This window comes from Paraburkholderia sp. BR10936 (assembly GCF_040965735.1).
Lineage (GTDB): Bacteria > Pseudomonadota > Gammaproteobacteria > Burkholderiales > Burkholderiaceae > Paraburkholderia > Paraburkholderia nodosa_A.
On sequence record NZ_JBFRCM010000011.1, the window covers coordinates 191,763 to 210,176 of the forward strand.

The 18,414-nt window shown below is 66.3% G+C and carries 17 protein-coding genes and 1 pseudogene; 11 read left to right on the forward strand and 7 right to left on the reverse strand.

The window, feature by feature from the left end:
* Positions 1–143: 143 nt before the first annotated feature.
* Both AB4Y36_RS23090 and AB4Y36_RS23095 read right to left on the reverse strand, forming a co-directional pair.
* Positions 144–1,430: a cation:proton antiporter gene (locus AB4Y36_RS23090; protein WP_368604824.1), complete on the reverse strand. Its 1,287-nt coding sequence runs from the start codon at positions 1,428–1,430 to the stop codon at positions 144–146.
* 177 nt (positions 1,431–1,607) lie between these two features.
* The gene (locus AB4Y36_RS23095) at positions 1,608–2,435 is read right to left on the reverse strand and encodes a DUF72 domain-containing protein (RefSeq protein ID WP_368684182.1); all 828 of its coding nucleotides are present in this window, start codon (positions 2,433–2,435) and stop codon (positions 1,608–1,610) included.
* A 183-nt stretch (positions 2,436–2,618) separates the two neighbouring features.
* On the opposite strand from AB4Y36_RS23095, the gene AB4Y36_RS23100 reads away from it, so the two are divergent.
* A complete protein-coding gene (locus AB4Y36_RS23100) occupies positions 2,619–3,023 on the forward strand; it encodes a transposase (RefSeq protein WP_083245038.1) in 405 nt (134 codons plus the stop codon).
* A 49-nt stretch (positions 3,024–3,072) separates the two neighbouring features.
* On the opposite strand, the gene AB4Y36_RS23105 is transcribed toward AB4Y36_RS23100, so the two are convergent.
* Positions 3,073–4,746 carry an AAA family ATPase gene (locus AB4Y36_RS23105; RefSeq protein WP_368684183.1) on the reverse strand — a complete coding sequence of 558 codons (1,674 nt, stop codon included), beginning with the start codon at positions 4,744–4,746 and terminating at the stop codon, positions 3,073–3,075.
* Between the two features lie 205 nt (positions 4,747–4,951).
* On the opposite strand from AB4Y36_RS23105, the gene AB4Y36_RS23110 reads away from it, so the two are divergent.
* Complete coding sequence (locus tag AB4Y36_RS23110) at positions 4,952–5,929, forward strand: acetyltransferase (RefSeq protein ID WP_368684184.1); 978 nt, start codon at positions 4,952–4,954, stop codon at positions 5,927–5,929.
* 16 nt (positions 5,930–5,945) lie between these two features.
* On the opposite strand, the gene AB4Y36_RS23115 is transcribed toward AB4Y36_RS23110, so the two are convergent.
* Complete coding sequence (locus tag AB4Y36_RS23115; RefSeq protein WP_368684185.1) at positions 5,946–8,381, reverse strand: phosphoketolase; 2,436 nt, start codon at positions 8,379–8,381, stop codon at positions 5,946–5,948.
* Between the two features lie 327 nt (positions 8,382–8,708).
* Here AB4Y36_RS23115 and AB4Y36_RS23120 point away from each other — a divergent pair, with 327 nt between their 5' ends.
* From AB4Y36_RS23120 to AB4Y36_RS23155, 8 genes are all read left to right on the forward strand, one after another.
* Positions 8,709–9,695, forward strand: coding sequence for a zinc-dependent alcohol dehydrogenase family protein (locus tag AB4Y36_RS23120; RefSeq protein ID WP_368684186.1), 987 nt, complete (start codon positions 8,709–8,711; stop codon positions 9,693–9,695).
* A gap of 153 nt (positions 9,696–9,848) precedes the next feature.
* Positions 9,849–10,310 carry a universal stress protein gene (locus tag AB4Y36_RS23125; RefSeq protein WP_342946628.1) on the forward strand — a complete coding sequence of 154 codons (462 nt, stop codon included), beginning with the start codon at positions 9,849–9,851 and terminating at the stop codon, positions 10,308–10,310.
* Positions 10,311–10,699: 389 nt separating this feature from the next.
* The gene (locus AB4Y36_RS23130; RefSeq protein ID WP_342946076.1) at positions 10,700–11,251 is read left to right on the forward strand and encodes a hypothetical protein; all 552 of its coding nucleotides are present in this window, start codon (positions 10,700–10,702) and stop codon (positions 11,249–11,251) included.
* Complete coding sequence (gene phbB / locus AB4Y36_RS23135; RefSeq protein ID WP_368617932.1) at positions 11,241–11,987, forward strand: acetoacetyl-CoA reductase; 747 nt, start codon at positions 11,241–11,243, stop codon at positions 11,985–11,987. The genes AB4Y36_RS23130 and phbB overlap by 11 nt, the downstream gene beginning before the upstream one ends.
* Positions 11,988–12,239: 252 nt before the next feature.
* The gene (locus AB4Y36_RS23140) at positions 12,240–12,671 is read left to right on the forward strand and encodes an Hsp20/alpha crystallin family protein (protein WP_368684187.1); all 432 of its coding nucleotides are present in this window, start codon (positions 12,240–12,242) and stop codon (positions 12,669–12,671) included.
* A gap of 236 nt (positions 12,672–12,907) precedes the next feature.
* Positions 12,908–13,120, forward strand: coding sequence for a hypothetical protein (locus AB4Y36_RS23145; RefSeq protein WP_368684188.1), 213 nt, complete (start codon positions 12,908–12,910; stop codon positions 13,118–13,120).
* 158 nt (positions 13,121–13,278) lie between these two features.
* On the forward strand, positions 13,279–13,440 hold the full coding sequence (locus AB4Y36_RS23150) for a hypothetical protein (RefSeq protein WP_176732820.1): 162 nt from the start codon (positions 13,279–13,281) through the stop codon (positions 13,438–13,440).
* A gap of 243 nt (positions 13,441–13,683) precedes the next feature.
* Positions 13,684–14,673 carry a hypothetical protein gene (locus AB4Y36_RS23155; protein WP_368684189.1) on the forward strand — a complete coding sequence of 330 codons (990 nt, stop codon included), beginning with the start codon at positions 13,684–13,686 and terminating at the stop codon, positions 14,671–14,673.
* A gap of 66 nt (positions 14,674–14,739) precedes the next feature.
* Here AB4Y36_RS23155 and AB4Y36_RS23160 read toward each other — a convergent pair whose 3' ends face one another.
* Positions 14,740–15,576 carry an SH3 domain-containing protein gene (locus AB4Y36_RS23160; RefSeq protein ID WP_368684190.1) on the reverse strand — a complete coding sequence of 279 codons (837 nt, stop codon included), beginning with the start codon at positions 15,574–15,576 and terminating at the stop codon, positions 14,740–14,742.
* Positions 15,577–15,847: 271 nt separating this feature from the next.
* Here AB4Y36_RS23160 and AB4Y36_RS23165 point away from each other — a divergent pair, with 271 nt between their 5' ends.
* The gene (locus tag AB4Y36_RS23165; protein ID WP_368684191.1) at positions 15,848–17,170 is read left to right on the forward strand and encodes a TIGR00366 family protein; all 1,323 of its coding nucleotides are present in this window, start codon (positions 15,848–15,850) and stop codon (positions 17,168–17,170) included.
* Between the two features lie 33 nt (positions 17,171–17,203).
* Here AB4Y36_RS23165 and AB4Y36_RS23170 read toward each other — a convergent pair whose 3' ends face one another.
* Positions 17,204–17,575 (reverse strand): DUF488 domain-containing protein, encoded by a 372-nt coding sequence (locus AB4Y36_RS23170; RefSeq protein WP_368617996.1) that lies wholly within the window; start codon positions 17,573–17,575, stop codon positions 17,204–17,206.
* 42 nt (positions 17,576–17,617) lie between these two features.
* Positions 17,618–18,235: pseudogene (locus AB4Y36_RS23175) on the reverse strand (uracil-DNA glycosylase family protein); the annotation flags it as partial.
* Positions 18,236–18,414: the final 179 nt, after the last annotated feature.

Below are 18,414 nucleotides of genomic sequence, written 5' to 3' on the forward strand. Positions count from 1 at the left end.
CGCGTGCCAGAAGACGGGGGGAGGTCAGCGGCGCGTGACCGGCGTAACGACACGTGTGGTAGCGCGTGGACCGCATGTGACGTTACGCGCGCCGCGATCGGCTATTTGTGGCGCACCCAGCGCGGGGCGAAGCGCCGCGCGCGTCAGCCGGAAGTGCCTGGCGCAATGCCGAGCCATCGCGCCACACGTCCTAGCGTGAGGCCGTTGCAGAGCAGATTCAGCAGGACGAAGGCAGCGGCCATCGCGGCCGCGAACGCGCGCGTGTCGGGCGAAAGCGCGTCGTTGCGCGCGACGCAAATCGCGAGCGTGAGCGTGACGGGCCCGCGCACGCCGCCCCATGCGATCAGCCATTGATGCGCGCGCGGCAACGGCTTGCAGATGCCAAAGCGGCTCAGCAGCGGCACGAAGATCGTGAGGATGCCGAATCGGCTCAGCGTGGCGGCCACCAGCGCCAGCCCGAGCGGGAGGGCGTCGCGCAGATGCAGCGTGTGCACCAGACCGGGCACGTGCGCTGACGCGAGCAGAAAGACAGCGGCGGAGGCGATGCCAGCCTGGTACGCCCAAAGCTGGCGAAACAGCCCTTGGCTCGCGGCGCGCGGGCGTGTCCGCATGAGCTGGCTGGCCGCGAGACCCGCGCACACCACTGCGGCCACGCCGGAAACGTGAAGCCCGTGTTCCGCGGTCGGATAGAGCAGCGTGGGCAGCGCGAGCGACAGCGCGTACTCGGAAAAAGGCAGGCGGCGCAGCGCGCTCGACGTCGCCACGAAAAGCGCTCCCGCGAGCGCCCCAAACGCGCAGCCGCCGACGAGCGAAACGAGGAACGATGCGAGCGGATAGCCGTGGTTGTGCGCAGCGGTCGGCGCCAGCACCAGTGCACTCGTGAGGAGCGTGGAGATGGTGATAGCGGCGGCATCGTTGAGCAGGCTTTCGCCCTCGATCAGCCGGATCAGGCGTTCGGGCGCGCCGCTATTGCGAAAGAGCGCGATCACGGTGGAAGGATCCGTCGTGCTGACGATCGCGCCGAGCAGCAGGCAGACGATCAGGCTCTCGCCGCTGCTGATCCACGTGGCGAGGCCAACGCCTGCCGCAGCGGCCACCACCGCGCCGATCGCGAGCAGAAGGATGGGCGCGAGATCGGCGAGAAGACCGCGCGTATCGACCTGCAACGCCGCTTCGAAGAGGATGGGCGGCAGAAATATCCAGAGATACGCCTCGGGCGGAAGCGATGTCGTGAGCAAGGGTACGACAGTCGAAGCGGTGAAGGCTGGGGCGAACTGTTGCAAGGCGAGGTAGCCCGCGCCGAGCAGCACGCCGGCGCTGGTCAGGCCGAACGAATCGGAGAGACGAAAACGCTGTGCAGCGGCGTGGCAGAGCGCAATGATGAGTAGCAGGATACCGGCGCGGATTGTGAATTCGATTGCAGTTTGCAAAGGCAGGACACTCCGTGGTGCGGTTGGGCGCCGGGAGCGGCAGTGCCCGCAACGCATCGATTCAGTATCTCGCTGCGTTGCAACTTTGCATGTTGACCCATATCAACTCGCTGCTGACCAGGTCATGACGGCGGCATTACGGTCTTTTACGTGTCAGATTAGATTCGCCGTGCGCGGCTAGCTCGCACCGACGCGCTCGATCAGCGCCACCGCTGCCGCCGGGTTGCGCTCCTTGAAGCCGCTGATGACGTATAGATACACGTCGCGGCCGGCCTTCGCGGCGAGCGGCTTCGCGTAGGTGGCGAGGTCGTCGGGTGTTTCGCCGCGCGACCAGGCGAGCGCGCGCTTCGCCCAGAGGTCGAGATCGGCGGGAGCATAGCCCAGCGGGTGATCCTGCGCGGTTCCCATGATGCGGGCATAGACGAACGGCGCGCTCGTATCGCCGATCAGCGGATAGTCCGAATCGCCGCTGATGACGATCGCCGCCTTGTGCTTGCGCGCGAGTGCGACGAATTCCGGCGTGCAAAAACTCTCGTCGCGCACTTCGAGCGCGTGGCGCAGCGGGCGGCCTTCGGCCTCGTCCGGCAGCAGTTCGAGAAATCGTGCGTAGTCCTCGGGATCGAAGCGCTTGCCCGGCGTGATCTGCCAGTTGATCGGCCCGAGTTTGTCGCGCAGGTTCAGCACGCCGCCGCTCAGGAAGCGCTCGATCGTGGCCCCGGCTTCGGCCAGCACACGGCGATTCATCGCGAAGCGCGGGGCTTTCAGCGAAAACACGAAGTCTTCCGGAGTTTCATCGTGCCAGCGCGTGAAGCTTTCGGGGCGCTGCGCGCCGTAATACGTGCTGTTGATTTCCAGCGTCGAGAGATGACGGCTCGCATATTCCAGCTCGCGGCGCTGCGCAAGGCCGTCGGGATAGAACGTGCCACGCCACGGGGCATAGATCCAGCCGCCCACGCCGACGCGAATCCGGCCGTGCCGGGCTTTTGAAGTGGATGAAGGCGCCATTGGAAATCCGTCAGCGAAGCCGGGATGGCGCAGTGTAGCGCAGCACTGGCCGCGGCCGCTGGTTAGCGTGCCGATCTGAACCGCCGAGTTCATCCCGATTTTTAGGCATAGTCCGATATTTTCCTGTCCGCTGTGAGGCTACTTTAGTCCAGTTGTGTCAGATAACTTCACAGGGGCCATCAGATGTCTTCCCGTATATCTCCGGAACTTACCGATGTGCAGTGGCGCAGCATCGCGCCCATGTTTCACGAAATCCGTGTTGAAGGTCGCCGCCGCGGGCGCCCGGCGCACAATCCTCGTCGCGTTTTCGCGGGAATTCTTTGGGTACTGGCCACCGGCTCGGTCTGGTCGAAGCTGCCCGAGCAGTATCCCGATTTCCGCACCTGCCATCGCCGCTTCAAGCTGTGGTTCGACGCCGGTCTCGTGCATCACGCCATGGAGCGTCTGCACGGCGAGGAAGGCCTCGCCCTGTGCGCGGCCATGGCCGCACGCATGCAGCCGTGGCGCTCGCCGGCCGGCCGCAAGCCGCGCTTTCCGGTGGCGTCCTCGCTGCGCTGGCCACTCTCGCGGCCTTTCGTGGAGCGATGAGCGGGCAGCGCGCAGGTCTTCTGCGGCGGATCATCGGTCCGCCGCAGCATCAAATTCCCCCATCCTCCGCTCGCATGCGTGCGAGCAGCGGCGCCCACCAGGACTCGCGCGAGAATGCCGCGATTTCCACGTCGGTATTGAGATCAACGGTGCGCTGCCGTTCGCGCGCATCGAGTGCGTCCGCTTGCGCCAATTGTGCGGCGAGCACGTCGGCGCCGGCGTCGGAAGCGTCGCGCGGCCCATGCGCGCGTGCGTTCACACGCTCGGCGAGCCGCGCTTGCGGCGCGTGGAAGTTCAGGATCAGCATTGGCCGGTTCAGCTCACGCGCGAGCGCTGCAAAACGTGCGCGATGAGTTGCCTTGAGAAACGTCGCATCGACTAGCGCCGTGTATCCCGCGTTCAGCACGTCGCGCACATGGGCGACGAGGCGCTCGTAAAGCGCATCGAGCGCGGCATGCGTGTAGGCGCTTGCCGGCAGCGCCTCGAGCGAGGGCGGGGCGAAGGGTTCGAGCCGCTTGCGTTCGAGATCGCTCGACACACGGATCGCCCCGCTCAATTCGGCGAGCGCGCGGCTCGCGACCGACTTTCCCGACCCCGAAAAGCCGTGGCAGAGCAGAAGCCAGGGTGCGGGCTCGCGCATGGCGCGCGCTTCGCTGGCCGCGAGCGCCAGGTAGCGCGAGGCGACGCCTGCGCGCGCTTGCGCATCGGACCGCGCGGGCGATCCCGCCTTGAGCATCGCTACCAATGCCCGTACCAGCGCGCGATAAACGATATGGAGCCGCAACGCCGCGAGCCCCGCGAAATCGCCTGTCGCTTCGAGGTAGCGATTGAGCAGACGGTGGGCATAGGCGGAGCGGCCATGCGCGCGCAGATCCATCAGCAGGAACGCAAGATCGCAGGTCACGTCGATCCAGCGCAGTTCGTCGCTGAACTCGATGCAATCGAACATCAGCGCGTGCCGCCCGTACCGCACGATGTTGTCGAGATGCAGATCGCCGTGGCAGGCGCGCACGAATCCATTCGTGCGGCGGCCGTCCAGGTGCTGCGCGAGACGTGCGAGTTCGCTTTCGCACGTCTCGCGCAACCCGGCGCGTGTCACTGCATGCGCGGTGCGCGGATCCGCTTCGAGGGGCGCGAGCGCCGCGAGCACCTGTTCGCGCAGCAGTGCTGCGGAGCCGAGGCGCGCTGCGGGCGCCATCGGCCCGCGTCCGGCCCGGTGCGCATGCCGATGGCTCGCGGCGAGGCTGGTTGCGGCTGCATCGATATCGTCCGTGCCCAGTTCACCGTGCGCGAGCAGGTTCGAAAACAGCAGGCGCTGATCGAAGCGGCGCATACGTACCGCATAGTCGATGATCTTTACGTTGCCGCGCCCGCCGCGTCTGGACCTGAGCCTGCAACGCCGACCGTCAAAAAATAGCTCGCCTGTGTCGCGATAAATCGGTCCGGCGAAGGGCGCATTCAGACGAATCTCAGCTTCGCAGCAGCGGAGCCGGGCATCGAGCCGCACAAAATTGACGAAGCCGAAATCGACGGGCTTCATGATCTTGTACGCGTACCGCCCGGCGAGATAGACCACGGAAATATGCGTTTCGATGCGCACGATGCGCCCGGCCGGGTGCGCATACGTGGAGGCGCGCGAGAGCGCGGCGTCCACGAGGCGGCTGTGGCGCCGCGCTACGCGCTGGCGATTGGGGACATGGCGTGAGATAGGCGTGTCGGACATCGGCGTGGCTGTCGTGGGAAAAGAGGGCAACGGGGCGACAAGCGTCGGAACCAGCATAGCGCGAGCCAGCTTGGGAAGGCCGTTGCGCGGCATGTCAATGCCTTGGTTGAAACGGTCTGCATGGGCATCGGCGTCTTGTACCTTTTGTGCAATCGGGGGAGGCTGCGCGATACTGTCTAGTTCAACCCAACGGAATTCCGGATACATGGCGCATTTCGACGTATTCAACGGCGACGCAGACGGCATCTGCGCGCTGCATCAACTGCGGCTCGCAAGGCCGCGCGAGGCGACGCTCATCACCGGCGCGAAGCGCGACATCGCACTCGTCGAGCGCGTGCCCGCGAAGTCGGGCGACTCGCTAACGGTTCTCGACATTTCGTTCGATGTGAATCGCAAGGCGCTCACCGCGCTACTTGCGAAGGACGTGATGATCGAATATTTCGATCATCACCACGCGGGCGACCTGCCTGTGAACAGGAATCTCGTCGCGCATATCGACACGACGGCGCAGGTCTGCACGAGCGTGCTCGTGGACCGCCATCTCGCCGGCCGCTACCGGCCGTGGGCGATCGCGGCGGCCTGGGGCGACAACCTGCCCGACACGGCGCAGGCGCTTGCCCAGCAGGCCGGGCTCGATGCCGGGCAGGCCGTGCAGCTGCGCGAGCTTGGCGAGTCGATCAACTACAACGCTTACGGCGACTGCGTCGAAGATCTCATGATCGCGCCGCTCGATCTGTACGCGGCGCTGAAGCCTTATGCCGATCCGTTCGATTTCATCGCCTCGGAGCCCATCGTCGGACAGCTCGCCCGTTGCCGTCACGGCGATCTCGAATTGGCCCAGGCCATCGCGCCGCTCGTCGCGCTCCAGTACGGCAGCGTTTGCGTGTTGCCCGACGAGCCGTGGGCGCGCCGCGTGCGCGGCGTGTTCGCCAATGTGCTCGCGAACGAGGAGCCCTCGCGCGCGCACGCGGTGCTGAGCGTGAACGCGGACGGCAACTATGCGGTGAGCGTGCGCGCGCCGCTCACGGAACCGCGCGGCGCGGATGAACTCTGCCGCGCGTTCCCCGGCGGAAACGGCCGGGTCGGCGCGGCAGGCATCGATTGTCTCGAATCGAACCGGCTCGACGCCTTTGTCACCGCGTTCGCGCGCGTGTTCGGGCGCACGAAGCCGGCTTCGGCCTGAGCGGCGCAAGGCGCAACTAAGCCGTGTCACCTGAGCCCTGCGCGGCGCGCGCCGCCGGCCAGCGCCAGTCGCGGATTTCGGGCATGTCGTCGCCGTACTCGTCCACGTAGCGGCGGTGCGCGGCCAGCTTGTCATGCAGTGTCTGGCGCAGATGCGCCGCGCGTTGCGCGAGGCCGTCCACGCGGTCGATCACGGCTTCGCACAGGTGGTAGCGGTCGAGCCGGTTGAGCACCGTCATGTCGAATGGCGTGGTCGTCGTGCCTTCCTCGATGAAGCCGTGCACGTGAATGTTCGCGTGATTGGCGCGCCGGTACGTGAGCTTGTGGATCAGCGTCGGATAGCTATGGTGCGCGAAGATCACGGGCCTGTCGGTCGTGAACAGCGCGTTGAAATCGGCGTCGGGCAGACCGTGCGGGTGACGGTCGGCGGGTTGGAGCGTCATCAGGTCCACCACGTTCACCACGCGGATCTTCAGGTCGGGCAGGCAGGTGCGCAGCAGATCCACGGCGGCTAGCGTCTCCATGGTCGGCACGTCGCCGGCGCAGGCCATCACGACGTCGGGTTCGCCGTCGTCGTCGTTGCTCGCCCATTGCCAGATGCCAATGCCGTCCGCGCAGTGGCGAATGGCTGCGTCCATGTCGAGCCATTGCGCCTGCGGCTGCTTGCCCGCCACGATGATATTGATACGGTTCCAGGTGCGCAGCACATGGTCCGTCACGGCGAGCAGCGTATTGGCGTCGGGCGGCAGATACACGCGCACCGTGTCCGCCTTCTTGTTCACCGCATAATCGATGAAGCCCGGGTCCTGATGGCTGAATCCGTTATGGTCCTGGCGCCACACGTGCGAGGTGAGCAGATAGTTGAGCGAGGGCAGTGGCCGCCGCCACGGAATCTCGCGGATCACCTGCAGCCACTTCGCATGCTGGTTGAACATCGAATCGATGATGTGGATGAACGCCTCGTAGCACGACATGAAACCGTGGCGGCCCGTGAGCAGATAGCCTTCCAGCCAGCCCTGGCAGGTGTGCTCGGAGAGGATTTCCATCACGCGGCCGTTGGTGGCGAGCTGGACGTCGTCGGGCGTGACCTCCGCGAGCCAGGTGCGCGACGTCACGTCAAATACGTCGCCCCAGCGGTTCGACGCAGTTTCGTCGGGCCCGAAGATGCGGAAGTTGCGCGTGGCGTCGTTCACGCGCATCACTTCGCACAGGAACGCGCCCATCACGCGCGTGGCTTCGGCGTCCACCTGGCCCGGTGCGGGCACAGCCACGGCGTGGTGCTCGAAGGGTGGCACGCGCAGTTCGCGCACGCGGCCGCCGCCGTTCGAACGCGGGTTCGCGCTCATGCGCTTTTCGCCTTGCGGCGCGAGCGCGGCGATGTCGGGCACGAGGCGGCCTTGCGCGTCGAACAGTTCCTCGGGCTTGTAGCTGCGCATCCAGCCTTCCAGCAGCGCGAGGTGCCCCGGCTTCGAAATTTTGGCGAGCGGCACCTGGTGCGAGCGCCACGAGCCTTCGGTTTTCTGGCCATCCACGGTCTTCGGGCCCGTCCAGCCCTTGGGCGTGCGCATGACGATCATCGGCCAGCGCGGGCGAACATAGCCGGGCGGCAGGTTGCCGTGTTCGTCCGCGAGTTCGCGCGCAGTCTTCTGGATGCGGGCGATTTCGTCGAATGCCGTGTCGAGCGCGGCGGCCATCAAGCGATGCGCCACGTCCGGTTCCTCGGCCTCCACGAAGATCGGCTCGTGGCCATAACCCTTCATCAGCGAGGCGAGTTCGTCGTCGCCTATGCGCGCGAGCACGGTCGGTCCCGCGATCTTGTAGCCGTTCAGATGGAGGATGGGCAGCACCGCGCCGTCGGTGGCGGGATTGAGAAACTTGTTCGAGTGCCAGGCGGTGGCGAGCGGGCCCGTTTCGGCTTCGCCGTCGCCCACCACGCAGGCGACGACCAGATCCGGGTTGTCGAACACCGCGCCGTAGGCGTGCGAGAGCGCGTAGCCGAGTTCGCCGCCTTCGTGGATCGATCCCGGCGTTTGCGGCGCGACATGGCTCGGAATGCCGCCCGGAAAGCTGAACTGCTTGAAGAGCACGGCCATGCCTTCGACATCCAGCGGCACGTTCGGCCAGGTCTCGCTGTAGGTGCCTTCGAGCCAGGTGTTCGCGACGACGGCGGGGCCGCCGTGGCCCGGCCCCGCGAGAAACAGCACGTCGAGATCGCGCGCGTTGATGATGCGATTCAGGTGCGTGTAGAGGAAGTTCAGGCCCGGCGTCGTGCCCCAGTGGCCGAGCAGGCGCGGCTTCACGTGCGCGAGTTGCAGCGGCTCGCGCAAGAGCGGATTGGCGAGCAGATAGATCTGGCCAACCGAGAGGTAGTTGGCCGCGCGCCACCAGGCGTCCATGCGGCGCAGCAGGTCGTCGGAGAGCGGCGGGTAGGCAGGGGTGTCGGTGGCGTTCATGCGGGGCTCCGGTTGCGCGGCGGCGGAAGGCGGACCGAGGCGGACTGCGTGCGCGGCGCGGCGGCGTGCGTGGCGCGAGCCGGCGGCCCGCACGGCGGACGGACTCCGCGCGCCAGGCCGGCCTGCGGCCCTCGTGGTCCTGTGGGATTCGTCTTATGGTGCCACGATCGCGCGGCGCGCCACGCGTGGATGTCCTGTGGCGGCGAGTCGCATCGGGGTAGCTGCGCCGCAGCGCGCAATGCACGACAGCGCGCGGTCCGATTGCATAACATGGTTTTATGGTGATCGATGCGGCGCGTCTGCCGCGTTCTGGCGAGGAGGATAGCGATGCGGGCAATGCTGTTCGACGGCGAGAATCCGCGGCTGCGCGAAGCCGATCTACCCGACCCGGCACCGGGCGCGGGCGAACTGCTGATCGACGTGCATGCGTGCGGCGTATGCCGCACCGACCTGCACGTCGTGGACGGCGATCTCGCTCACCCGAAAAGACCGCTCATTCCCGGTCACGAGATCGTCGGCACGGTCGCGGCGCTCGGGGCCGGCGTGACGGGTTTCGCGCCCGGCGACCGCGTGGGCGTGCCGTGGCTCGGCCGCACCTGCGGCCATTGCCGTTTCTGCGCCGACGGGCGCGAGAACCTCTGCGACGCACCCGGCTTCACCGGCTACACGATCGACGGCGGCTACGCCACGCGCACCGTCGCCGACGCCCGCTATAGCTTTCATCTGCCGCGCCAGTACAGCGACCTCGAGGCCGCGCCGCTCCTCTGCGCGGGACTCATCGGCTATCGCTCGCTCGCGCTGGCGGGCGATGCACGGCGCATCGGCATCTACGGCTTCGGCGCCGCGGCGCATATCGTCGCGCAGGTCGCGCGCCACCAGGGGCGCACCGTCTACGCGTTCACGCGTCCGGGCGATGTCGCAGCGCAGCAGTTCGGGCGGCGCCTCGGAGCGACGTGGGCCGGCGGCAGCGACGAGCGCGCGCCCGAGGAACTCGACGCGGCACTGCTGTTCGCGCCGGTCGGCGCGCTCGTGCCCGCTGCGCTGCGGGCGCTGACGAAGGGCGGCACGGTCGTGTGCGGCGGCATCCACATGAGCGACATTCCCTCGTTTCCTTACGCATGGCTGTGGGAAGAGCGGCGCATCGTTTCGGTGGCGAATCTCACGCGCGAGGACGGTGCGACGTTCATGGCGATCGCTGCGCGGCACAAGCTCGAAATCGAAATCACGCCGTACCCGCTCGCGCGCGCGAACGAGGCGCTGGCCGATTTGCGCGAGGGACGGCTCACGGGCGCGGCGGTGTTGACGATGCGCTGAGCCGGTCAGGTGGATCACGATGGTGACGCAGTAGAGACAACGGGTCGCACTGGCCGGGGCGCGCATCCGTACCTGAATGCGCTACAACGATCTTTATCTAGATAGCGCGCCGGGAGCCGGTGCGCAACATGGGCGACGCCCGGGAGGTCCATGATGTACAAGCAGATTCTGGTAGCTGTCGATGGCAGCCGCAGCGGCCGGCGCGCGCTCGAGGAGGCCGTGAAGGTCGCGAAAGCGACTGGCGCCGCCGTTCAGGCGCTGTATGTCGTGCGGCATCCGGCGCGGCTCGTGGACGTCAGTACGGGCTTCGCCGAGGAACAGGCGCGCCACTCGGCGGAAAACGACGCGGCAACGGCGGCGCTCGAAGAGGCGAAACTGGTGTTCGCGCAGGCTCAGGTGCCGGGCTCCACGCGCGCGGCCGACGCAAGCGGCGAGGAGATCGCCGCAGTGATCTCGCGCATCGCCGCCGAGGACGGCGCGGACCTCGTCGTGATGGGTACGCGTGGCTTGTCGGGCATGAAGCGCCTGTTGCTCGGCAGCGTGGCCGAGTCGTTCCTGCGCATGGCGGACCGGCCGGTGATGCTGGTGCGCGACGAAGAGCTGCCGGCCAACTGACCGGTGTGCCCGGTTCCACCGGCCGGTTCGGGTCGAGGGCGCGATCGGCCGGGCAGCGTTCCCGCCCTTACAGTCCGTCGCGAAATACCCGCGATGACAAGCCTGGTGTTGACTCGCTGCGCATCAGGTATCTCGAAATGTGACGTCGATCAAGCGACAAATCGCCCATTCGTCGCGCGGGACGCCGTCTTCCTGCCTATGATGTTGGCTTGAGTCGGCCGTCTTGCGAACATACGGCACTCCGAAGCATCCCGTTCCCCATCGTCGCGCGTGAAGCGCTTTCATTTCGCTCGCCGCAGCCCGCGTCCCGTCGCGGTCCACCGCGGTCTCTTTGGCAGCAAACGCATCCGGCCGCGCCGGGCGAAAGCTACATAAGGAGGAGATTGACCATGGCAACCGCTTCCCATCCCTCATTCGACGCCGCCTCGCCCGGCAACGCGATGGGCGTCTCATTCGACACGTACCGTGCCAACACGTCGGCCGCGTTGCGCCTGCTCGTCGGGCAGCAGCAATGGCGCGAGCAGTTGCTGAAGCTGGAGCAGCGCCGCATCGCGCGCGACCGCGAGGCGGTCGAGGGCCTGCTCGAATCGCTGCGCACCGCGCGCGACTGGACCGATTTCGCGGTCGCCACGCAATCGGTCTGGCGCGACTATCTCGGCGCGAGCACCACGCTCTGGCAAGAGGGCGTCGCGGCGGCGATGCAGAGCGCGAGCACGTGGTCCGACAGTGCGCGCGACTTCACGCAGCAGTGGCAGGAGGCCTGTGCGGGCGCGCAAGCCAGCGCAGCCAAGGTGCCGGGTGCGCTGCCGATGCGCGAGTGGATGAACGCCTTCGAGCGCGCAATGAGCAGCGCCGCCAATGGTGCAGTGCATCCGGGCAAGGCGGCGGGCGCAGGCCGTGCGCAGGGCGCCAGCGCGGGCGGAGGCCAGCATGGCCACTAAGCGCGTTGCTTTCGTCACGGGCGGCATGGGCGGACTCGGCGAGGCGATCAGCCGGCGCCTGCACGATGCGGGCATGACCGTCGCCGTCTCTTGCTCGGCGGCGAACACGCGCGCCGATGCCTGGATTGCCGCCGAACGCGCGGCGGGCCGTGAATTCGGCTGCCACCAGATGAACGTCGCCGACTACGAGGCCTGCGAGCGCGCGGCGCAGCAAGCGCTCGACGATCTCGGCCAGGTGGACGTGCTCATCAACAATGCGGGCATTACGTGCGACCGCAGCTTCGTGAAGATGTCGAAATCCGATTGGGACTCCGTGCTGCGCACCGATCTCGACGCGCTCTTCAACGTGACGAAGCCGTTCCTGCCCGGCATGATCGAGCGCGGCTTCGGGCGCATCATCAATATCGGCTCGGTCAACGGCTCGCGCGGCGCTTTTGGGCAGACCAACTATTCGGCGGCGAAAGCGGGCATGCATGGCTTCACGAAGGCGCTCGCACTGGAAGTGGCGAAGAAAGGCGTGACGGTGAACACCGTGTCGCCGGGCTACCTCGCCACGCAAATGGTGGAAGCCGTACCGAAAGATGTGCTGGATGCGCGCATCCTCCCGCAGATTCCAGTAGGCCGTCTCGGGCAACCGAACGAGGTCGCGGCACTCGTGGCGTTCCTCTGTTCGGACGATGCGGCGTTCATCACCGGCGCCGATATCGCGATCAACGGCGGCATGCACATGCAATGACGCGCCGCGCGGCGACACAAAAATTTCGCGCGCGGCAAAAAACGGGTCTTGCAAACGCGCGAGGCGCCTTCATGTTGGAACGGTAAGCGGCAGCGACCGCGCCGCGCGAGCGGCGCGCTTCGTTGCAGGCGATTCCCGGACGTCGGCCGCAGAGGTGTCATGCGCCTGTGCGAGTTGATGGGGGAACTTAGGAATCCGACGCAACGCCGTCGTTGTGTGGACACGAAAAACGTTCTGCCCATGGAGGCATCAATGAGCACTATCTCGCGTTACGATCCGTTTTCGATGGAAGGTGTGCCCGATCTGTTTCACGGGCTGTTCCGGCCGTTGCGTGCTACGAGCGGCGCGGAAGGGCAAGCGGCCAGTATCCGGATCGACGTGACGGAAGACGAGGCTGGTTTCACGGTGAAGGCTGAAATGCCCGGCGTCGACCGGAAAGACATCGACGTGAAAATCGATGGCAATCTCGTTTCGATTGCCGCGAAAGTCGAGCGCGGCAGCGAACTGAAGGAAGGTGAGCGCGTGGTGCGTCGCGAGCGTTATGCGGGCAGCGTGAGCCGCGCGTTCACGCTCGCAGCGGAAATCGACGATGCAAAGGCGGCCGCGCAATACAAGGATGGCGTGCTGACGCTGACGCTACCGAAGCGGGCCGCAAGCGCCAGTAAGCGCCTCGAAATCAACTAAGGGCGAGAGGCTGTAAGCGGGCGGCGCGCAGACTGCATATCGTGCAGCTGCGCGCCGCTTTCTTGCTTCAGACACCGGCGCGTAACACAGCGAAACATGGCTGTAGCGAAACTGTACGATTGACTCGCTATGCTGGGGTGACTCAAGCCCACGGCCCTTCGGTCGATTGCTTTTTCGGGCATGTGGCTGGAATCGGCGCTTGCGCCTCGACTCCGGCCAACAACTGGAGAGACCTGATGCTCAGTCACCACGAACTAGCGACCCTGCTGCTGATCCGTGATGCGGACGCGCCGATTCAAATGATCGATTCCGATTTCCTTGCGCTGCAGCGCTATCGTCTCGTCGAAATGGACGAGGCGGGCGGCGACCCCACGCTGCGCCTCACCACCCGCGGTCGCGAACTGCTGCGGCGACTCACCCACGACGAGGGCGGCGAGCCCACTACTTGAGCGGCCGCCGCGAGCGGCTCTTGCGTAGCAAGGCGTGTCAAGAGCGTTTCATCGAGCGCTACGCCCGTTACAACCGTGTAATACGTCGCGGAACGCTCTGCGATACAGTGCTGGCTTTTGATTCCCACCACGCTGTTTTCATACGCAAGAGCCGACTCATGAACGCCGTTACCAAGCCCGCTGTCCGCCTGTTTGCCCTGATTTCCTGCGCGGCGCTTTTCGCGCCGCTCGCTGCTGTCGCCCAACCGTATCACCACGAGGTATGTCACGTCGAGCACGTCCACCATCACGCTGAGCGCGTCTGTCATCACGTACGCTGATATTGTACCGCTTGCAAAGCTGAATGCAGGAAGACGCCGCACTTTTTGTGCGGCGTTTCTTTTTTATTCATGTAATTAGGATGGCAAAATAAATATCGGAAATTTGTGCTACGTCATGTCGTAATTAATTGAACGAGTGGGTTTGCGCAAAATATGCCGCGTCGCGGTATGCTCCGCGTTCCGTTGCATACGTTTTCCTTGCAGCGAGTCACGTCATCCCAACCGCAAGGCAAAACGCACGCAATGAAAAGCATCACGTCGCTAGCCGCAGCCGGTGTTGTCGGCAGCGCGCTCGCCTTGGCTTCGGGGTCGGTTTGCGCGCAGGAATTCGCGCTCTACACAGGGCCGCTCAAAAGCGGCGCCGATCATACCTATTCGTGGCAAATGGATTACACGGAGGGTTTCGGCCAGTATTTTGCCGGCAGCATTGCCTGGCTCAACGAAGGCCATATTCCGGATCATCACCGCGACGGCCAGGCCATCCAGGTGTGGGCGCGTTTGCCGCTCGCGCAGCGCCGCTTCGTATTCGCGCTGGGTGTCGGGCCGTATCGCTATTTCGATACCGAGGCCGCGTCACAAGGCCAGGGCTGGTCCGATACGCACGGCTGGGGCGTGCTCTACAGTGCACGCGCCACGTGGTACTCCACGCATCGCTGGACAGCGAACCTGCAGCTCAACCGCGTGCAAGTGTCGCGCGGGCCATCGACGACATCGCTCATGCTGGGCGTGGGCTATCAGCTCGACGCGCCCGGCACGCCAGGGCCGCGCGATTTCGCGCTGCCGCGCACGCAGAAAGTGACGAACAACGAGATCACGCTGATGGCGGGCGAGACGATCCTCAACAGCCTCGAATCGCAGACATCTGCGGCCGAGGCAATCGAGTACCGGCGCGGCATTAATTCCTTTCTCGACGCCACAGTGGGATATCTGCACGAGGGCAATGGCATCTCGGCGCGGCGCGATGGCGCGACGGCGCAAATCTGGCTCACGCGCGCGTTCTTCGACGAGCGTCTCACGCTCGGGTTCGGCGCTGGCCTCTACGCGGCGATCCATCACGGCGAGCATCCCGACGAGCGCGATACCGGCGACGGGATTCTCTCGGGGCTCGTCTCCGTTTCGGCTTCCTATCGCTTGACGCAGCACTGGGCGGCGCGCGTCACCTGGAACCGCGTGGTCACGCGCTATAGCCGCGATACGGACGTGATCCTGGGCGGTATCGGCTACCGGTTCTGAGGGATGGTGAAGTAGCCAGCGCGGGCACGCCTTGCGTCGGCATGGACTTGCCCGCTAGTCGCGACGTTAGCTACCCTGAGGCGGACGGCCACCGCCGCCGCCAGGTCCGCCACCGCCTCCCGGTCCGCCACCACCACCACCACCGCCGCCACCAGGCCCGCCACCACCGCCACCTCCCTGCGGTCGATTATTCCCGCCGCCGGACGGCCGCCCACCGCCTTGCCCCTGAGGCCGGCCGCCGCCCTGGCCGGGCGGACGGGCATTCCCTTGACCAGGCGGACGGGCATTTCCTTGTCCCGGCGGCCGCGCGTGCCCTTGTCCGGGCGGCCGCGCGTTGTTATTGCCGGGGCCCGCGCCGGGTGGCCGGTTTCCCTGTCCCGCGTTGTTGTTGGGCGGCCGATTCCCGCCGCCCTGGTTGGGCGGCCGTGTGCCGCCCGGCGGACGACCGACGGGCGGACGCGGCCGCACGGGCGGCGGCGGCAGAGGTCGTGGCCCTGGATGGCGCGCCCAGCGCGATTGATTGGAGTACCACGGCCGGTCGCGGTAGTGCATGCCCCAGTACGCGCCGAGCGAGAACGTCACGATAGGCAGACCGATGCGCGGGCCATAGTTCATCACCGGCACGCGTTGTCCTTGCCACGGATAGCTGATGAAGGTGCCGTAGACCCAGCCTCGCAGGCCCGGAAAACCAATGTCGCACCAGCTAAAGCCCGCGACGCAGCCCCATACCGTCACTGCCACGCCACCCGGAATCTGCGCGACGATCGGAAAGTCGGCTGCGGGTCCTGCGTAGATGTTGACGGTCTGATTCGTGAATGCCTGCGACTGGGCGTGCGCGGGCGGAGTAGCCACGAATAAGCCGGCTAGCGCGGCGAGCACGACACCGAGAAACTGCTTGCGCATTGCTGCCTCCCGCTGGGTGGAATCACCCGGACATTTATTGAGATAGCAACCATAACGGTAGCAGATAAGGCTTTTAGGGCGCGTCGAGGCATGTAACGGCTTATTTCGTGCGGGTGCGCGCGCACCGGTCAGGCGCAGCGTTCAGCACGCATTCGGCCAATTGCCGGCGTGGCGCACGCAGTATGCCGCGCTGTGCAAAAATCGCGGCCTCGGTTCGCAAAGAAGAAAACAGGCGGCCGATTCCGTATCAGCAGACGAGGAGCAGACCACCGTGATTCAGCGTATTTCCCACTTCTTTACCGGCGTAGTGCATCGGATCCTGCCGGACCCGCTCATCTTCGCCATTCTCCTCACCGTCGTGACCTTCGTGCTGGCGTTCGCGCTCACGCCGCAGCCGCCTGAAGCGCTCGTCTTGATGTGGGGTTCGGGCTTCTGGAACCTGCTCGCGTTCGCGATGCAGATGGTCCTGATTCTCGTCACCGGCCACGCGCTTGCCAGCTCCGGCCCGGTCAAGCGCATGCTGGTCGCGCTGGCGAGTTGCGCGCGCACGCCGGGCCAGGGCGTGATGCTGGTGGCATTCGTGGGCGCGATTGCCTGCGCGATCAACTGGGGCTTCGGCCTCGTGCTCGGCGCGATGTTCTCGCGCGAAGTGGCCCGGCGAGTGCGCGGCGCGGACTACCGGCTGCTCGTCGCCGCCGCGTACATGGGCTTTCTCACGTGGCACGGCGGCCTTTCCGGCTCGGTGCCGCTCGTCGCGGCCACGAAGGGCAATCCCATGGAAAAGGCCGTCGGCCTGATTCCGGTCTCGCAGACCATCTTCACGGGCTATAACGCGTTCATCACGCTCGGACTGATCGTGCTGCTGCCGATTCTCGTGCGTCTCATGATGCCGAAGCCCGAAGATGTCGTCTCGGTCGACCCCGCGCTGCTCGAAGACCCGCCGAGCGTCGAGCGCAAGCTCGGCCCGGATGCGACCTTCGCCGGGCGCATCGAGGAAAGCCGCGCGCTCGCGCTGCTGGTGGCGGCACTGTGCTTCGTGTTCCTCGGCTTCCGCTTTCACACGAAGGGCTTCGCGCTCGACATCGACACCGTGAACCTCGTGTTTCTCGCGGCGGGCCTCGTGCTGCACAAAACGCCGATGGCCTACGCGCGCGCCGTGGCCGGCGCCGCGAAGGGCGCCTCGGGGATCATGATCCAGTTCCCGTTCTACGCGGGCATTCAGGCGCTCATGGACCACTCGGGTCTCGCGGGCGTCATCACGAAGTGGTTCGTCGATATCGCGAACGTGCACACGTTCCCGCTGCTCGTGTTTCTAAGCTCGGCGGTGATCAACTTCGCGGTGCCTTCGGGCGGCGGCCACTGGGTCGTGCAGGGGCCGTTCGTGATGCCGGCGGCGCAGGCGCTGGGCGCGGACCTCGGCAAGTCGGCGATGGCGATCGCTTACGGCGAGGCATGGACCAACATGGCGCAGCCTTTCTGGGCGCTGCCCGCGCTCGCGATCGCCGGCCTCGGCGTGCGTGACATCATGGGTTACTGCGTGACCACGTTGCTGTTCTCGGGCGTCGTATTCGTCGCGGGGATGTATCTCTTCTGAGCGTGAAACGGGCGGGGCGCGAGCCCCGTCCGGTCATTTGTGCCCGGTGGCGTGCTTCGCCAGAAAGTCGCGCAGCACGATTGCGTGATTGCGCTGCGTGTCGTGGGAGCCATAGAGCAGGGTGATGTGCCCGTTCCCGGCCGCTTCGGCGAGCGGCCGCCAGGCGTCCGGATTGGCGTTCAGCTCGGCCAGATAGCGCTTCCTGAATTCGGTCCACTGCTCCGGGTCCTTGTGGAACCATTGGCGCAGTTCGGTGCTCGGCGCCACCTCCTTGAGCCACTCCACGTTCGCGAGCTTTTCCTTGCTCAGGCCGCGCGGCCACAGCCGATCCACCAGATAGCAGTGGTGTCCCTGCTCGGGCAGCGGTTCGTAGACACGCTGGATATCGATTGCCGGGTTCGTCATCGTCGGCTCCTTTTTAGTGGTGTGCGCGTGGCGGCCTTCAGGTGCCAGCAATGCTTTTACGCGCGCCTGCAGCGCGGGCAGGACGTCGAGTTCGAACCACGGGTGGCGCTTGAACCACGCCTGATTGCGTGGCGACGGATGCGGCAGCGGCACGAAATTGGGTGCATAGTCGCGCCAGGCCGCCACCGTCTCGGTGAGCGAGCCGCGGCGCTCGCTGCCGAGAAAATAGCGCTGGGCATACTGGCCGACGAGCAGGGTCAGGCGCACGCCGCGCAACTGCTCGATGAGCCGCGCGTGCCACAGTGGGGCGCATTCCGGGCGCGGCGGGTTGTCTCCGCCGCCGCCGCGGCCGGGGTAGCAAAAGCCCATCGGCACGAGCGCGACCTGGGCGGCGTCGTAGAACGTTTCGCTGTCGATGCCGAGCCACGCGCGCAGCCGTTTACCGCTCGCGTCGTCCCACGGCACGCCCGAGGCGTGGACCTTCGCGCCCGGCGCCTGGCCGACGATCAGCAGGCTTGCCGTATCGCTTGCCTGCAGCACAGGGCGCGGCCCGAGCGGCAGCGCGTCGGCGCAGGCATGGCAGGCGCGGATTTCGGCGAGCAGCGCGGGAAGCGGGCCCGATAGCGAAACCGGCCCGCGAAGCGGATGGGCATTCGACACGGCAAGGCAGGAAGGCGTGGCGGGAGATCCAGTCTACCAAACGCCCTGGTGCGCCGCTGCGACCGGCCCGCCGCGCGCTGATCGCAGCGCGACTCCAGCGCGTTCGAGCCAGATTGCGCGCTGCGTCATTCTCGTGCGGCCATTTACGCTTTTCCTGTAATCTCGCCCGTGGTCTGTCT

Bases quoted from the DNA above. Each gene is read 5' to 3' on its own strand.
- AB4Y36_RS23170 (WP_368617996.1), bottom strand. From the start codon at position 17,575: ATGACGAACCCGGCAATCGATATCCAGCGTGTCTACGAACCGCTGCCC.
- AB4Y36_RS23100 (WP_083245038.1), top strand. From the start codon at position 2,619: ATGTCTTCCCGTATATCTCCGGAACTTACCGATGTGCAGTGGCGCAGC.
- phbB (WP_368617932.1), top strand. From the start codon at position 11,241: ATGGCCACTAAGCGCGTTGCTTTCGTCACGGGCGGCATGGGCGGACTC.
- AB4Y36_RS23105 (WP_368684183.1), bottom strand. From the start codon at position 4,746: ATGTCCGACACGCCTATCTCACGCCATGTCCCCAATCGCCAGCGCGTA.
- AB4Y36_RS23125 (WP_342946628.1), top strand. From the start codon at position 9,849: ATGTACAAGCAGATTCTGGTAGCTGTCGATGGCAGCCGCAGCGGCCGG.
- AB4Y36_RS23120 (WP_368684186.1), top strand. From the start codon at position 8,709: ATGCGGGCAATGCTGTTCGACGGCGAGAATCCGCGGCTGCGCGAAGCC.
- AB4Y36_RS23145 (WP_368684188.1), top strand. From the start codon at position 12,908: ATGCTCAGTCACCACGAACTAGCGACCCTGCTGCTGATCCGTGATGCG.
- AB4Y36_RS23115 (WP_368684185.1), bottom strand. From the start codon at position 8,381: ATGAACGCCACCGACACCCCTGCCTACCCGCCGCTCTCCGACGACCTG.
- AB4Y36_RS23160 (WP_368684190.1), bottom strand. From the start codon at position 15,576: ATGCGCAAGCAGTTTCTCGGTGTCGTGCTCGCCGCGCTAGCCGGCTTA.
- AB4Y36_RS23130 (WP_342946076.1), top strand. From the start codon at position 10,700: ATGGCAACCGCTTCCCATCCCTCATTCGACGCCGCCTCGCCCGGCAAC.
- AB4Y36_RS23095 (WP_368684182.1), bottom strand. From the start codon at position 2,435: ATGGCGCCTTCATCCACTTCAAAAGCCCGGCACGGCCGGATTCGCGTC.
- AB4Y36_RS23140 (WP_368684187.1), top strand. From the start codon at position 12,240: ATGAGCACTATCTCGCGTTACGATCCGTTTTCGATGGAAGGTGTGCCC.
- AB4Y36_RS23150 (WP_176732820.1), top strand. From the start codon at position 13,279: ATGAACGCCGTTACCAAGCCCGCTGTCCGCCTGTTTGCCCTGATTTCC.
- AB4Y36_RS23110 (WP_368684184.1), top strand. From the start codon at position 4,952: ATGGCGCATTTCGACGTATTCAACGGCGACGCAGACGGCATCTGCGCG.
- AB4Y36_RS23155 (WP_368684189.1), top strand. From the start codon at position 13,684: ATGAAAAGCATCACGTCGCTAGCCGCAGCCGGTGTTGTCGGCAGCGCG.